The organism is Rhizobium sp. SRDI943 (assembly GCF_057653695.1).
The window spans coordinates 4,168,725-4,183,010 of the sequence record NZ_CM172787.1; the positions used below are offsets into that span (position 1 = coordinate 4,168,725).

Annotated in this window: 15 protein-coding genes; 8 read left to right on the top strand and 7 right to left on the bottom strand. The window is 61.7% G+C overall.

What is annotated here, in order from left to right; genetic code table 11:
- Positions 1-43: 43 nt before the first annotated feature.
- Positions 44-2,734 carry an aconitate hydratase AcnA gene (gene acnA / locus AC245Y_RS20975; protein WP_012759357.1) on the bottom strand — a complete coding sequence of 897 codons (2,691 nt, stop codon included), beginning with the start codon at positions 2,732-2,734 and terminating at the stop codon, positions 44-46.
- A gap of 262 nt (positions 2,735-2,996) precedes the next feature.
- Between acnA and ccmA the strand changes: the two genes are divergently transcribed.
- The 5 genes from ccmA to AC245Y_RS21000 are packed head-to-tail and all read left to right on the top strand — an operon-like array spanning position 2,997 to position 5,950.
- Positions 2,997-3,641: a heme ABC exporter ATP-binding protein CcmA gene (gene ccmA, locus AC245Y_RS20980; protein ID WP_017995442.1), complete on the top strand. Its 645-nt coding sequence runs from the start codon at positions 2,997-2,999 to the stop codon at positions 3,639-3,641.
- 52 nt (positions 3,642-3,693) lie between these two features.
- Positions 3,694-4,353 carry a heme exporter protein CcmB gene (gene ccmB / locus AC245Y_RS20985; RefSeq protein ID WP_012759359.1) on the top strand — a complete coding sequence of 220 codons (660 nt, stop codon included), beginning with the start codon at positions 3,694-3,696 and terminating at the stop codon, positions 4,351-4,353.
- Positions 4,354-4,401: 48 nt separating this feature from the next.
- The gene (locus AC245Y_RS20990; RefSeq protein WP_012759360.1) at positions 4,402-5,163 is read left to right on the top strand and encodes a heme ABC transporter permease; all 762 of its coding nucleotides are present in this window, start codon (positions 4,402-4,404) and stop codon (positions 5,161-5,163) included.
- 2 nt (positions 5,164-5,165) lie between these two features.
- A complete protein-coding gene (ccmD, locus tag AC245Y_RS20995) occupies positions 5,166-5,345 on the top strand; it encodes a heme exporter protein CcmD (protein ID WP_012759361.1) in 180 nt (59 codons plus the stop codon).
- The gene (locus AC245Y_RS21000; protein WP_017995443.1) at positions 5,342-5,950 is read left to right on the top strand and encodes a DsbE family thiol:disulfide interchange protein; all 609 of its coding nucleotides are present in this window, start codon (positions 5,342-5,344) and stop codon (positions 5,948-5,950) included. Before ccmD ends, AC245Y_RS21000 begins: the two co-directional genes overlap by 4 nt.
- A gap of 19 nt (positions 5,951-5,969) precedes the next feature.
- Here the strand turns inward: AC245Y_RS21000 and AC245Y_RS21005 are convergent, their stop codons facing one another.
- The 6 genes from AC245Y_RS21005 to AC245Y_RS21030 form a co-directional block, all read right to left on the bottom strand.
- Positions 5,970-6,557 (bottom strand): DUF2585 domain-containing protein, encoded by a 588-nt coding sequence (locus AC245Y_RS21005; RefSeq protein WP_017995444.1) that lies wholly within the window; start codon positions 6,555-6,557, stop codon positions 5,970-5,972.
- Positions 6,554-7,198 (bottom strand): septation protein A, encoded by a 645-nt coding sequence (locus AC245Y_RS21010; protein WP_017995445.1) that lies wholly within the window; start codon positions 7,196-7,198, stop codon positions 6,554-6,556. The genes AC245Y_RS21005 and AC245Y_RS21010 overlap by 4 nt, the downstream gene beginning before the upstream one ends.
- A 75-nt stretch (positions 7,199-7,273) precedes the next feature.
- Positions 7,274-8,875 carry a signal recognition particle-docking protein FtsY gene (ftsY, locus tag AC245Y_RS21015; RefSeq protein WP_017995446.1) on the bottom strand — a complete coding sequence of 534 codons (1,602 nt, stop codon included), beginning with the start codon at positions 8,873-8,875 and terminating at the stop codon, positions 7,274-7,276.
- A 16-nt stretch (positions 8,876-8,891) separates the two neighbouring features.
- A complete protein-coding gene (gene mtaB, locus AC245Y_RS21020) occupies positions 8,892-10,166 on the bottom strand; it encodes a tRNA (N(6)-L-threonylcarbamoyladenosine(37)-C(2))-methylthiotransferase MtaB (RefSeq protein WP_012759366.1) in 1,275 nt (424 codons plus the stop codon).
- Positions 10,163-11,077: a diaminopimelate epimerase gene (gene dapF / locus AC245Y_RS21025; protein ID WP_017995447.1), complete on the bottom strand. Its 915-nt coding sequence runs from the start codon at positions 11,075-11,077 to the stop codon at positions 10,163-10,165. The genes mtaB and dapF overlap by 4 nt, the downstream gene beginning before the upstream one ends.
- A 116-nt stretch (positions 11,078-11,193) precedes the next feature.
- Positions 11,194-11,418 (bottom strand): hypothetical protein, encoded by a 225-nt coding sequence (locus AC245Y_RS21030; protein ID WP_017962453.1) that lies wholly within the window; start codon positions 11,416-11,418, stop codon positions 11,194-11,196.
- A 500-nt stretch (positions 11,419-11,918) separates the two neighbouring features.
- On the opposite strand from AC245Y_RS21030, the gene ffh reads away from it, so the two are divergent.
- Genes ffh through rpsP form a run of 3 tightly spaced genes read left to right on the top strand, consistent with a single transcriptional unit; the run spans position 11,919 to position 14,263 of the window.
- A complete protein-coding gene (ffh, locus tag AC245Y_RS21035; RefSeq protein WP_017995448.1) occupies positions 11,919-13,505 on the top strand; it encodes a signal recognition particle protein in 1,587 nt (528 codons plus the stop codon).
- A 16-nt stretch (positions 13,506-13,521) separates the two neighbouring features.
- Positions 13,522-13,842: a chorismate mutase gene (locus AC245Y_RS21040; RefSeq protein WP_003543666.1), complete on the top strand. Its 321-nt coding sequence runs from the start codon at positions 13,522-13,524 to the stop codon at positions 13,840-13,842.
- 49 nt (positions 13,843-13,891) lie between these two features.
- A complete protein-coding gene (rpsP, locus tag AC245Y_RS21045; protein WP_003543667.1) occupies positions 13,892-14,263 on the top strand; it encodes a 30S ribosomal protein S16 in 372 nt (123 codons plus the stop codon).
- Positions 14,264-14,286: the final 23 nt, after the last annotated feature.

A 14,286-nucleotide genomic window follows, 5' to 3' on the forward strand; every position in this document is an offset into this window, starting at 1 on the left:
AAACTGCTCTCCGGCGGCCATTATCATGTGAGTGTCTTAAAAATCAGGCAGCGAGGTCGCGCAGAACCGTCTGCAGGATGCCGCCATTGTTGAGGTAGACTACCTCGTCGAGCGTATCGACGCGCGACAGCAGCGGAACCTCCTTCACGGTGCCGTCGCCATAGGTGATCCTGGCGATCTTCTTCTCGCGTGGCTTGATCTTTTCCAGACCTTCGATGGTGACGAGTTCGTCGCCCTTGAGGCCGAGGCTCTGCCAGGTCGTGCCCTCTTCGAAGACAAAGGGGATGATGCCCATGCCGACCAGGTTCGAGCGATGGATGCGCTCGAAGGATTGGGCGACCACCGCCTTGACGCCGAGCAGGTTGGTGCCCTTGGCAGCCCAGTCGCGGGAGGAGCCATTGCCATATTCGACACCGGCGAAGATGACGAGCGGCACGCCTTCCTGCTTGTACTGCATCGCGGCGTCGTAGATCGAGGTCTCTTCCTTCGACGGGTAATGGATGGTGTAGCCACCTTCCTTGCCGTTCGGGCCGAGCATGTGGTTGCGGATGCGGATATTGGCGAAGGTGCCGCGCATCATCACTTCATGGTTGCCGCGGCGCGTGCCGTACTGGTTGAAGTCGGCAACGGCGACGTCGTGGTCGATGAGGTAGGCGCCGGCCGGCGATGCCGCCTTGATCGAACCGGCGGGCGAGATGTGGTCGGTGGTGATCTTGTCGCCGAACAGGCCGAGGACGCGGGCGCCCTTGATGTCGGAAACGCCGCTGCCCTTCTTGCCCATGCCGACGAAGTAGGGCGGGTTCTGCACATAGGTCGAATTGTCGTCCCAGGCATAGGTCTGGCCCGGCGGGATCTGAACGGCCTGCCAGTTGACGTCGCCCTTGAAGACGTCGGCATACTTGCTTTCGTAAAGCTCGCGGGTCACGTATTTCAGGATGAATTCCTGAACTTCCTTCGAGGTCGGCCAGATGTCCTTGAGATAAACCGGGTTGCCGCTCTGGTCCTCGCCGATCGGCTCCTTGGTCAGATCCGTCTGCACCGTGCCGGCAAGCGCATAAGCGACGACCAGCGGCGGGGATGCGAGATAGTTCGCCTGCACGTCGGGCGAGATGCGGCCTTCGAAGTTGCGGTTGCCGGACAGAACGCCGGAAACGATAAGGCCCTTGTCGTTGATCGTCTTCGAGATCGGTGCCGGCAGCGGGCCGGAATTACCGATGCAGGTGGTGCAGCCGAAACCGACGAGGTTGAAGCCAAGCTTGTCGAGGTCGGCCTGCAGGCCCGACTTGGCGAGATATTCGCCGACGACCTGCGATCCAGGAGCCAGCGAGGTCTTCACCCACGGCTTCGTCTTCAGGCCCTTGGCAACGGCGTTGCGGGCAAGAAGGCCGGCGGCGATCAGCACTGACGGGTTGGAGGTGTTGGTGCACGACGTGATGGCGGCGATCGCCACATCGCCATGGCCGAGATCGAAGTCGGTGCCTTCGACGGCATAGCGGTTGTTCAACTGGCCGGGCTTCTTGTAGTCGGCATCCATGGAGCCGGCAAAACCGGTCGCGATGTTCTCAAGCGAAATGCGGCCTTCCGGACGCTTCGGGCCGGCCATCGACGGCACGACGTCGTTCAGATCGAGTTCCAGCGTATCGGTGAAGACGAGCTCGGAACCGTCGCCCTCACGCCACATGCCCTGGGCCTTCGAATAGGCTTCGACGAGGGCGATCCGGTCATGCGTGCGGCCGGACATGGTGAGGTAGTTGATGGTTTCGCCGTCGACCGGGAAGAAGCCGCAGGTCGCGCCGTATTCCGGGCCCATGTTGCCGATCGTCGCGCGGTCGGCGAGCGGCATGTTGTCCATGCCAGGGCCGAAAAATTCGACGAACTTCGAAACGACGCCCTTCTTGCGCAGCATCTGCACGACGGTGAGAACGAGGTCGGTCGCCGTGACGCCTTCCTTGAGTTTGCCGGTCAGCTTGAAGCCGATGACTTCGGGCAGCAGCATCGAGACCGGCTGGCCGAGCATCGCAGCTTCCGCTTCGATACCGCCCACACCCCAGCCGAGAACGCCGAGACCGTTGATCATCGTCGTGTGGCTGTCGGTGCCGACGCAAGTATCCGGATAGGCGATCGTCTCGCCGTCCTCTTCCTTGGTCCAGACGGTCTGGCCGAGATATTCGAGATTGACCTGATGACAGATGCCGGTGCCGGGAGGCACGACGCGGAAATTCTTGAAGGCCTGCTGGCCCCACTTCAGGAAACGGTAGCGCTCGCCGTTGCGCTGGTATTCCAGCTCGACGTTGCGGGCGAAGGCCTGCGGCGTGCCGAATTCGTCGACGATGACGGAGTGGTCGATGACGAGATCGACGGGAACGAGCGGGTTGATCTTCTCGGGATCGCCGCCGAGCGACACCATCGCGTCGCGCATCGCGGCAAGATCGACGACGGCGGGAACGCCGGTGAAGTCCTGCATCAGCACGCGCGCCGGGCGATAGGCGATTTCGTTTTCGACTGCACCCTTATTGTTCAGCCATTCGGCAACGGCCAGGATGTGCTCCTTGGTGACCGACTGGCCGTCTTCGAAGCGCAGCAGGTTTTCGAGCAGGACTTTCATCGAATAGGGAAGCTTCGATACGCCGGCCAGACCGTTTGCCTCAGCCTTGGGCAGGCTGTAATAGACATAGTCCTTCCCGTTGACGGAAAGCGTGGAACGACAATTGAAACTGTCAAGAGATTTAGACACGAGATACCCCGTTTCTGATAGCCAACACAGTCGTGCGAACGCCTATGCACTTAATGCACATCAGGATGCGGGTACGGCCATTTCCGCTGTCCGCACGTGGAACAGACGCTCCAAGTTCGGCGCAAGGATGAAATTCACGCCGACCGCTGGCGTGGTTGCAGGTCTTATAGATAATTTCCTAAAAACTTGCCATACCCGAGGACAGTCAAAATCGGACATTTTTTGACCCCGCCGCGAGCCGAAACCAAGAAAGAGCCGACGCATGCATCTCACCGCCGAAAATCTGGCTGCAAGGCGCGGTGAGGATCTCATTTTCGTTAACATTTCCTTTCACTTGGCAGCCGGCGAGGCGCTTGTCCTGACCGGTAGAAATGGATCGGGAAAGTCCACTTTGTTGCGTGTCGTGGCCGGCCTCCTCAGGCCGGAAAAAGGCACCGTCAAATTTCACGATGGAGAGAGCGGGGCAGACAGACATGCCGGCGAGGTCAGCCACTACCTCGGCCATAGAAATGCGATGAAGAATGAACTTACGGTTGCAGAAAACCTCGATTTCTGGCGCAGCTTTCTCGGCAATACAGGCGCCGCCGCCCTTTCCGTCGAGGACGCCACTGACGCCGTCGGTCTTTCCGGCATCACCCACCTTCCCTTCGGTTATCTCTCCGCTGGCCAGCAGCGCCGGATAGCTTTCGCCAAACTGCTCGTCGCCCACCGCCCCGTCTGGATCCTCGACGAACCGACCGCCGCACTCGATGCCAGCGCCGACCGGCTGTTTGCCGATTTGATTGGAGCGCATCTGGAGAAGGGCGGCATCGTGCTGGCGGCAACGCATCAGCCGCTGGGGCTGAGGAATTCGCAGGAATTGAAGATGACGGGCTTTGCCGGGGTCGATCATGGGGTATGGGGTTGATGCTTCTCGACGTAGCTACCCCGTCCACCGCACATGCAGAGAGCCGCCGCGCATGACCGCCCTCTTTCTCCGCGACCTGAAGCTCTCGATTCGCGCTGGCGGCGGTGCGCTGATCGGCGTGCTGTTCTTCCTGACCATCGTCGCCGTCATTCCCTTCGGCGTCGGTCCCGATCTCAAACTGCTGTCGCGTATCGGCCCCGCCATCGTCTGGATCGGCGCGCTGCTCGCCGCCCTTCTCGGCCTCGACCGCCTGTTCCAGGCCGAACGCGACGACGGATCGCTCGACCTGATGCTGATTCAGGAAACGCCCCTGGTCCTGACCGTGCTGGTCAAATGCCTTGCCCATTGGACGGCCACCAGCCTGCCGCTCGTTATCGCCTCGCCGTTGCTCGGCCTCTTCATGAACATGGACGAGACGGCGATCGGCGCGACCATGCTGACGCTGCTGGTCGGCTCGCCCGCCATCACCTTCATCGGCGCCGTGGGTGCTGCCGTTGCCGTGGCGCTGCCCCGCGGCGGCCTGCTGGTCTCGATCCTCGTGCTGCCGCTGACCATTCCGGTGCTGATCTTCGGCGTCAGCGCCACCTATGCCGCAGTCGAGGATCCCGCCCCCTTCCTGCCACCCTTCCTGATCCTCATTGCCCTGACGCTCTTCTTCGCGGTCATCGGCCCGGCAGCCGCCGCCCTGGCGCTACGAAACACAGCGGATTGATGGGCCGTTCGATTGCGGGAAAAGCCGGTTCAAGGTAAGGAAGCGGACATGAGCGAAACGAGCCTTGCCATCAGCAAATTCAGTGACCTCGCCAACCCGACGCGGTTTCTGGCGCTGGCGGCGCGCGCCATTCCGTGGCTGGCCGGCATCACCGCACTCTGTTTCGCGGTCGGCCTCTATCTAAGCTTCGCCACCGAAGGCGATTACCAGCAGGGCGAGACCGTGCGCATCATGTATGTGCATGTGCCCTCGGCCTGGCTTTCGATGATGTGTTATACGATCATGAGCGTCTCGGCGATCGGCACGCTGGTCTGGCGCCATCCGCTGGCCGATGTCTCCGCCAAAGCCGCAGCCCCGCTCGGCGCCGCCTTTACCCTGCTTGCACTCGTCACCGGTTCGCTCTGGGGCAAGCCGATGTGGGGCACCTGGTGGGTCTGGGATGCACGGCTGACCTCCGTCTTCGTTCTCTTCCTGATGTATCTCGGGCTGATTGCGCTCGGCCGCGCCATCGACGATCCGTCGAAGGCCGCGCGCGTCAGCGCCGTGCTCATCCTCGTCGGCTTCGTCAACATCCCGATCATCAAATTCTCGGTCGAGTGGTGGAACACGCTGCATCAGTCGGCAAGCGTGCTCCGCCTCGACGGCCCGGCGATCGATCCGGAATTCCTGCGGCCGCTCTTCGTCATGGCGATCGCCTTCACCCTGCTCTTCTTCACGCTGCACATCATGGCGATGAGGAACGAGATCTGGCGCCGCCGCATTGCCGCCCAGCGCCGTCTTGCTGCCCGCATGGCGAGCCGGGAGGAATAGCCGTGACGCATGCCTTCTACGTCTACGCTTCCTATGGCTTTGCAGCCCTGGTGACGATTGCCGTCACGGCCTGGACCTGGGCCGACGGCCGCGCCCGCCGCAGGGAACTTGCAGCCCTTGAGGCTGCCGGCATCCGCCGCCGTTCGGCGCGCCCCAAGGACAGCGTGGGGGATGGCGAATGAACGACACGCCGGAAAACACCGCCGCCAAGCCGCGCGGGCTGAGCCGTTACGCATTGGCGCTGCTGCCGCTCATCGTCTTCGGCGGCATCGCTGCCACGGCCGCAAAGATGCTCTACGACCAGGATTTCCATGGCAAGAACATCGCAGAAATTCCCTCCGCCCTGATCGGCACCAAGGCACCGGCGCTGAACCTGCCGCCTCTCGACGGCGCCAACCTGCCGGCGCTGACCGATGCGGCAATCAAGGGCAAACTGACCCTCGTCAACGTCTTCGCCTCATGGTGCCTCCCCTGCCGCGACGAACATCCGGTCTTGAAAGAACTGGCAAACGACGGACGGCTGAATATCGTCGCCATCAATTACAAGGACCAGAGCGCCAACGCCCTGCGTTTCCTCGGCGAGCTCGGCAACCCTTTTCGGGCGATCGGCGTCGATCCGAACGGCAAGGCAGCGATCGACTGGGGTGTCTACGGCATTCCGGAAAGCTATCTGGTCGGGCCTGACGGCACGATCCTCTACAAGCGCGTCGGCCCCTTCGACGATATCAGCCTGAAGGAAGGGCTTTTTCCAGCGATGGAAAAGGCGCTCGGCAAGCCGGCTTCGTAGTTTCGTCTCCGGAAAAGCCTTAAAGCCCGCTCTGCCAGACCTTGATCGCCTCCACCGGCCAGATCAGCATGACAACGTTGAGCGTCAGGTTGTCGCGGATCACGTAGCCAGTGAAAATCTCGAAGAAGATGGCGATCGCAACCGTGAGCGCCACCGGCGCGCGCCGCGCGAAGAAGAAGCCGACGCACATGAAGACGGTGTCCATCGCCGAATTCAGTATGCTGTCGCCGTAATAATCGAGCGCGATCGTTGCCGTGCGGTAGCGGTCGATGATGAGAGGTGAATTCTCGAGCAGCTCCCAGCCGGATTCGATGACGAGCGCCAGCAGCAACCTTGCCGCCAGCGGCTTGCCGCGCAGGATGAGATGCGCGAGCCCGTAAAACAGGAAGCCGTGGATGATGTGTGACGGCGTATACCAATCCGACAAATGCTGCGAATTGCCGCTGGTATTGACCCCACCCTCCCACAGCTTGACAGTGCCGCAGGCGCAGATCGGCACGCGGCCCATCATATATTCGGCGGCAATCTGAATGATCAGAACCGCAAGGCAGGCGGCGAACCAAAAGGTCTGGTGTCTTACGCGGTATTCGGCCTCTGCAGCGCTCACTTCTCGCCTTCCGTTTCCAGGTTGATGCTGTGCTTCAGCACCAGCGGCATCTGCGCCAGCGTGAAGATGATGGTGATCGGCATCGTGCCCCAGACCTTGAAGGCGACCCAGGTACCGTCGGAAAAGTTGCGCCAGACGACTTCGTTCAGCACGGCAAGGAAGAGAAAGAAGATGCCCCAGCGAATGGTGAGCTTGCGCCAGCCCTCGGCATCGAGCTGGAAGGCGGCGTTGAAGACGTAGCCGAGCAGTGACTTGCCGAAGGCCAGCCCGCCGAGCAGCGCCACTCCGAACAGCGCGTTGACGATGGTCGGCTTCATCTTGATGAAGGTTTCGTTCTGCAGCCAGATCGACAGCGACCCGAACATAACGACGACGATGCCGGATACAAAAGGCATGATCGGCAGATGGCCGAGCACGATCTTCGACACGATCAGCGAGATGATCGTCGCCGCCATGAACAGCCCGGTCGCAACGAACAGCGGTCCGCCCAATTCGGAAAGAGCAGGAAACGTCTCCACCAGCCACTGGCCGCGCAGATTGGCGAAGAAGAAGATCATCAGCGGCCCGAGTTCCAGCGCCAGTTTCAGCAGCGGATGGTGCCGGTCGGCAGCAGACGGGGTGATATCGCTCTCGGTGCTCATGCGTTCTTCAAACCTGTTTTCCTGGAAACCTGTCGCGGCCGTGGCCTGCAGGCTTTTGGCGGCATATCTGTGGCATCATTGCCCAAGTCCGGCAATGGCATGGGCAAAATCCTCGGCCTCGAACGGCTCCAGATCCTCGACGCCCTCGCCGACGCCGATGAAATAGACCGGCAGCTTGTGCTTGGCAGAGATGGCAACAAGAATGCCGCCGCGCGCCGTGCCGTCGAGCTTGGTCATGATCAACCCGTTGACGCCGGCGACGTTGCGGAAGATCTCGACCTGGCTGAGCGCGTTCTGCCCGGTCGTGGCATCGAGCGTCTGCAGCACAGTATGCGGCGCATCGGGATCGAGTTTGCCGAGCACGCGCACGATCTTCTCGAGCTCGGCCATCAGCTCTGCCTTGTTCTGCAGGCGGCCGGCGGTATCGACGATCAGCACGTCGCATTTTTTTGCCTTCGCCTGTTCGAAGGCATCATAGGCAAGGCCGGCGGCGTCGGCGCCGAGCTTGGTGCCGATGAATTCGGATTTCGTCCGGTCGGCCCAGATTTTCAGCTGCTCGATCGCCGCCGCCCGGAACGTATCGCCGGCAGCCAGCATCACCTTCAGCCCGGCGCCGGAAAGCTTTGCCGCAAGCTTGCCGATCGTCGTGGTCTTGCCCGTGCCGTTGACGCCGACGACGAGAATGACATGCGGCTTGTGCGAGAGGTCGAGCTGCAGCGGCTTGGCGACCGGCTTCAGGACCTTGGCGATTTCGGACGCCATGATCCGGCTGACATCCTCGCCGGTGACATCCTTGCCATAGCGCTCAGAGGCGAGCGTGTCGGTGACGCGCATGGCGGTCTCGACACCAAGATCGGCCTGGATCAGCAGGTCCTCGAGATCCTGCAGCGTCTCGTCATCGAGCTTGCGCTTGGTGAAGAGCGCGGTGATCTGGCCGGTCAGCTGCGAAGAGGTGCGTGCAAGGCCATTGCGCAGGCGCTGGAACCAGCTGAGTTTTGGCTGCAGGACAACGGGCTCCGGCTCGACGACCTTCGGGCCGGTGGCAAAGCCTCTGGGGAGGATGGGAGAGCCAATCTCCGGTTCTGCCGCGGGGCTATCCCCCTCCGCCCTGCCGGGCATCTCCCCCACAGGTGGGGAGATTGGCTGGGAGGGCGAATCCAGCCCTGCATCATCCTCAGTCGGAATCTCTTCCGGCTCAGCCGGAACCTCTTCCGGAAGCTTTTCGACGATCTCTTCGAGGTCAGCCGGCTGTTCGAGCGCTCCGGTCTCCACAGGATCTGCCGCCTCGTGCGGGAGATGTTCCAGAGGGACAGAAGCGGGTATTTCCGCAACGGGTTCGGCGACCGCCTGGATTTCAGCTTCCGCCTCCGCCTCCGCTGCTGCCTCGGCTTCCAGCAATGAGAGCGGCACGACACCCATGTCGTTCAGCTGGTCGGCGGCGGGCAGGATTGAGGATTCGACATCATCTTCAGCAACCGCTGCTTCGACCCCGCCCTCGTCAATATCGGCAGCCGGTCCGCCGGCCGTATCCATTTCCTCGGCCAGCACCGGATCGTCGGCAACCGGCAGATCTTCGTCGCGCGAACGCGGCTCCAGCTCCCTTTCCACGGCCGCAGGCACAGGTTCTTCAGCCGGCTTGCCGAAGGTGAAGACCTTTTTGATGAAACTGAGCGCCATGGGGATTCCGTGAAAGTCAGGCCGCTGCTGCGGCCGTCAATTGCATGTCGAGATGCTTGCCATTGTGGCCGGTGATCGTGACCGGCACAAGTTCGCCGGGACGAAGGCCGGGGGCTGCGACCAGCGTGAAGTTCTCCGTATGCGCCAGGCCGTTGTTTTCAACAAGCAGCCATTGCCGGGTTCCGATCATCCGATCGAGATGGGATTGATGCAGCCTATGTCCAGCGGCGCGTAGCTTTGCGGCACGATCCTTGACCAGCGACCGGTCGAGTTGCGGCATGCGGGCGGCCGGCGTGCCCGGACGCAGACTATAGGGGAAGACATGCAGATGAGCGATATTGGCTTCTTCCGCCAATCGCACGGCATTGTCGAACATCTCTTCGGTTTCGGTGGGAAAGCCGGCAATCATATCGGCGCCGAAGCTCATCTCGGGGCGGAGGCGGCGCGCATCCTCGATGAAACGCAACGCATCGGCGCGTAAATGCCGGCGCTTCATGCGTTTCAGGATCATGTCGTCGCCATGCTGCAGCGACAGATGCAAATGCGGCATGAAACGGGGCTCGTCGGCGATGAGATCCATCAGATGGGCATCGGCTTCGATGCTGTCGATCGAGGAAAGCCGCAGGCGGCGGATATCAGGGATCTGTTTCAGCAGCGTCTTGGCCAAAAGCCCGAGCGTCGGGGCACCGGGCAGATCGCAGCCATAGCTGGTGGCATCGACCCCGGTCAGCACGATCTCGCGATAACCGCCGTCGACCAGTTTGCGGGCTTGATCGACGACGGCTCCCATCGGCACCGAGCGGGAATTGCCGCGGCCATAGGGAATGATGCAGAAGGTGCAGCGATGGTCGCAACCATTCTGCACCTGGATGAAGGCACGCACATGGCCGTCGATGTGCCTGACCATCTGCGGCGCCGTCGCCTTGACGCTCATGATGTCGTTGACGCGAAGTTTCTCTTCGGCCGAAACGCCGAAGTCCGGCAGGCCGCGATAAGAAGCGGTCGTCAGCTTTTCCTCGTTGCCGAGCACGGCATCGACCTCTGCCATCGCGGCGAAGGTTTGCTTTTCCGTCTGCGCGGCGCAGCCGGTGACGATGATGCGGGCATGCGGATTGTCGCGCCGTGCCCGGCGGATCGCCTGGCGGGCCTGGCGCACGGCCTCGCCGGTCACGGCACAGGTGTTGACCAGGATGGCGTTGTTGAGCCCGGCCTTCTCAGCCTGCGCCTTCATCACTTCGGATTCATATGTGTTGAGGCGGCAGCCGAAGGTAATGACCTCGATGCCGCTCACTGCGCCTCCGCCTCTCGGGTACCCTCGTGCGACCAGAGACCGGTCGAAGGATCGAGCCTGCCCGACCATTCCCATTCGGCCGGACCGGTCATGATCACGTGATCGTCGCGCTCGCGCCATTCGATGGAAAGTGTGGCCGGTGGCTTGGCGCTTGCCACATTGATCGTCACCTTGCGGCCGGTGCGGCCGGTGCGGCCGGTGCGCGCAGCACTGACGGCAGCCGAACATGCAGCCGAGCCGCAGGCAAGCGTCAGTCCCGCGCCGCGTTCCCAGGTGCGCGTCGTCACCGATGTCGGAGAGGTCACTTGCGCCAGCGTGATATTGGCGCGCTCGGGAAACATCGGATGGTTTTCGAGCAGCGGTCCGAAACGGGCGAGGTCATAGGACATCACGTCCCTGTCCACCCAGAAGATCGCATGCGGATTGCCCATCGACATTGCCGAAGGCGAATGCAGCACCGGATTGTCGATCGGACCGATCTGCAACTCGATGCGGCTGGTGTCGTGAAATTCTTCCGCCAGCGGGATCTTGTCCCAATCGAAGACCGGCCGACCCATATCGACGGAGATCGTCCCGTCCTCGTGCTCGACGGCGTTGAGGATGCCGGCGACCGTCTGGAAGGTAAAGACCTTCCTGCCGGTCTCGGCGGCAAGCGCCTGCACCACGCAGCGCGTACCGTTGCCGCAGGCCTGGGCCTTCGAGCCATCGGAATTCAGGATATCGATGAAGGCATCGGTGCCTTCGGCCTTCGGATCATGGATCGCCATGATCTGATCGAACTCCGTGTGCGGATCGGCATTGAGCGCGACCGCTGCCGCCGGCGTCACTTTGTCCGGCCGGCCGCGCATGTCGACAACCAGGATCTTGTTGCCAAGCCCGTTCATCCTCGCGAATTCGACCGTTGCGCTCATGGTACCATTCCGTCTGTCTTTCCGGTGTATATGGCGGAAATGCGAAGGAATTACCAGTGGGTGAGTGCCGGGCAGGCGTTGCAGCCCGCTGACCCATCGAGGCAGCAGTTCGGCTTTTACCGCTGTGCCCCGTCGGGATCGAAGGACGCAGCATGGGCTTCAACAATCGCTGCGGTGATGACTTTTCTCAGCTCGTAGACCAGCGAGCGGGACCGCTTGCGATCCAGATCCTGTGCCGCCTTTGCAAGATTCAGGCCTTCGTTCAGGACAATATGATGGGCCCGCGCCAGCGCCCAGCTCTCAATATCAGCATTTAACATTCGATATCTCCGCCGATTCATTCGGCATCAAGGATATTCACGAATCATCTTACAGGACGCACTTAAGTAGAAAGTAGAATCACACGCCGAATAATTTGCAACTGGCGTTGCCAGCGAATTCAGGCCCCGACTGGAATATTTATCGTCAAAACCTTAAACCCTGGGGGATTGCGCGAGCCATTACATCGATTTGCTTGAATGTGTACTTTTGCCACAACCGCTGATTGAGACGACGGCGAACGCCACCGCCCTCTCGTCACACGGGTTCTGAGAAGTCCGTCATGCGGTCATTTGTCCGCATCGCCTTGACTTTCGCGCGGCTTTCCTGTTTATCGCGCCCAATCCGCGACGAGCCGCATGACTCCGAGCCGCCGACCGGGACCTGAAATCCCGGAGGTCAACACCCGACAGCGCGATGCGCCCTCGGGTGCTTTTTGGCTTTGCGTCTTGTTTTCGTCAAGGAAAAGCACGACGTTTCCGGGCATATAAAAACCCGCCCGAAACGTATCAAGGAAGAGCCGATGTTTGAAAACCTCCAGGACCGTCTTGGATCCATTCTGAATGGACTGACAGGCCGTGGCGCGCTTTCGGAAGCCGATGTTTCCGCAGCGCTGCGCGAGGTTCGCCGTGCGTTGCTGGAGGCCGACGTCGCGCTCGACGTCGTGCGTTCCTTCACCGACCGCGTGCGTGAAAAGGCTGTCGGCGCCGAGATCCTGAAGTCGATCAAGCCCGGCCAGATGGTCGTCAAGATCGTGCATGACGAACTGATCGAGATGCTGGGCGGCGAAGGGGTCGGCGTCGACCTTCATGCCGCTGCCCCTGTCGTCATCATGATGGTCGGCCTGCAGGGCTCCGGCAAGACGACGACATCGGCAAAGATCGCCCACCGCCTGTCGACCCGCGAGAAGAAGAAGGTGCTGATGGCATCGCTCGACACGCGCCGTCCGGCCGCGCAGGAGCAGCTTCGCCAGCTCGGCGCTCAGGCCAATATCGACACGCTGCCTATTATATCAGGCCAGTCGCCGACCGATATCGCTGCTCGTGCCGTTCAAGCCGCAAAGCTTGGTGGCCATGACGTCGTCATCCTCGACACCGCCGGCCGTACGCATATCGACGAGCCCTTGATGGTCGAGATGGCCGACATCAAGAAGCGCTCGAACCCGCATGAAATCCTGTTGGTCGCCGACAGTTTGACAGGTCAGGACGCCGTCAACCTCGCCCGCAGTTTCGACGAACGCGTCGGCATCACCGGTCTGGTGCTGACCCGCATGGACGGCGATGGCCGCGGCGGTGCCGCTCTTTCGATGCGTGCCGTCACCGGCAAGCCGATCAAGCTGATCGGCGTCGGCGAGAAGATGAACGAGCTGGAGGAATTCCATCCCCGCCGCATCGCCGACCGTATTCTCGGCATGGGCGACATCGTCTCGCTCGTCGAGCGCGCGGCGGAAAACATCGACGCCGAGAAGGCAGCCGCCATGGCCGCCAAGATGGCCAAGGGCAAGTTCGATCTCGATGACCTCGCCGACCAACTGCGCCAGATGCAGAAGATGGGCGGCATGGGCGGCATCATGGGCATGATGCCCGGAATGGCCGGCATGAAGGACAAGATGGCCGCAGCCGGCCTCGACGACAAGCTTTTCGGCCGCCAGATCGCCATCATCCAGTCGATGACCAAAGCCGAGCGCACCAATCCCGACCTGCTCAAGCATTCGCGCAAGAAGCGCATCGCCGCCGGTTCCGGCACCGATGCCGCCGCCATCAACAAGCTTCTGAAGATGCACCGCCAGATGGCGGACATGATGAAGATGATGGGCGGCAAGGGCAAAGGCGGCATGATGAAACAGATGATGGGCGGCCTTGCCGGCAAGATGGGGCTCGGCGGCGGCATGGGCGGCATGGGTGGCGGCATGCCCGATCTCTCGAATATCGATCCCCGGCAGCTCGAGGCCTTGCAGAAGCAGGCGGAAGCGGCGGGGCTTGGAAAACCGGGTGGGGGCATGCCCGGTCTCGGCGGTCTGCCGGGTGGTTTGTCGGGCCTCGGCGGCGCCAAGCTGCCGGGCCTTGGCGGTGGTTTCCCGGGATTGCCCGGATTGCCGAAGAAGAAGTGAAAGGATCGCTTGCCCCATGATTGATCCAAACGTCAAAGCCCAGCTCGCGAGCTATCGTCAGTCGATCGACAATATCGATGCCGCTCTCGTGCACATGCTGGCCGAACGCTTCCGCTGCACCAAAGAGGTCGGCGTGCTGAAGGCCAAATACAATTTGCCGCCGGCCGACCCGGCGCGCGAGGAATACCAGATCGAACGCCTTCGCCAGCTGGCGAAAGCCGCCAATCTGGACCCGGATTTCGCTGAGAAGTTTCTGAACTTCGTCATCAAGGAAGTCATCCGGCATCATGAGCAGATCGCTGCGGATCACGCTGAACAGAGCGCTGCAGCCCGATAACCCGTACCGCTCAAGATAGCGGTCAAGAAAAGCCCAAGGAGTAAAGAACATGGCACTGAAAATTCGTCTCGCCCGCGGTGGTTCCAAGAAGCGCCCGTATTACCACGTCGTTCTCGCCGATGCGCGCAGCCCGCGTGACGGCCGCTTCCTCGAAAACCTCGGTTCCTGGAACCCGATGCTTGCCAAGGACGATGAGAAGCGCGTTCAGCTGAACGCCGAGCGCATCAAGCATTGGATCGAACACGGCGCTCAGCCGACCGACCGCGTTCTGCGCTTCCTCGATGAGGCCGGCGTTGCCAAGCGCGAAGTCAAGAACAACCCGGTCAAGGCAAAGCCCGGCAAGCGCGCCCAGGAACGCGCCGCCGAAAAGGCTCAGAAGGTCGCCGACGCTGCGGCTGCTGCTGCCGACGCCGCGGAATAATCGCGACATTCTCTTCGAGCGGG

What these genes read in the sequence shown, in the direction of transcription:
- ccmA (WP_017995442.1), top strand. Translation starts at nt 2,997, where the DNA reads ATGCATCTCACCGCCGAAAATCTGGCTGCAAGGCGCGGTGAGGATCTC.
- ccmB (WP_012759359.1), top strand. Translation starts at nt 3,694, where the DNA reads ATGACCGCCCTCTTTCTCCGCGACCTGAAGCTCTCGATTCGCGCTGGC.
- AC245Y_RS20990 (WP_012759360.1), top strand. Translation starts at nt 4,402, where the DNA reads ATGAGCGAAACGAGCCTTGCCATCAGCAAATTCAGTGACCTCGCCAAC.
- AC245Y_RS21000 (WP_017995443.1), top strand. Translation starts at nt 5,342, where the DNA reads ATGAACGACACGCCGGAAAACACCGCCGCCAAGCCGCGCGGGCTGAGC.
- AC245Y_RS21010 (WP_017995445.1), bottom strand. Translation starts at nt 7,198, where the DNA reads ATGAGCACCGAGAGCGATATCACCCCGTCTGCTGCCGACCGGCACCAT.
- ftsY (WP_017995446.1), bottom strand. Translation starts at nt 8,875, where the DNA reads ATGGCGCTCAGTTTCATCAAAAAGGTCTTCACCTTCGGCAAGCCGGCT.
- dapF (WP_017995447.1), bottom strand. Translation starts at nt 11,077, where the DNA reads ATGAGCGCAACGGTCGAATTCGCGAGGATGAACGGGCTTGGCAACAAG.
- AC245Y_RS21030 (WP_017962453.1), bottom strand. Translation starts at nt 11,418, where the DNA reads ATGAATCGGCGGAGATATCGAATGTTAAATGCTGATATTGAGAGCTGG.
- ffh (WP_017995448.1), top strand. Translation starts at nt 11,919, where the DNA reads ATGTTTGAAAACCTCCAGGACCGTCTTGGATCCATTCTGAATGGACTG.
- AC245Y_RS21040 (WP_003543666.1), top strand. Translation starts at nt 13,522, where the DNA reads ATGATTGATCCAAACGTCAAAGCCCAGCTCGCGAGCTATCGTCAGTCG.
- rpsP (WP_003543667.1), top strand. Translation starts at nt 13,892, where the DNA reads ATGGCACTGAAAATTCGTCTCGCCCGCGGTGGTTCCAAGAAGCGCCCG.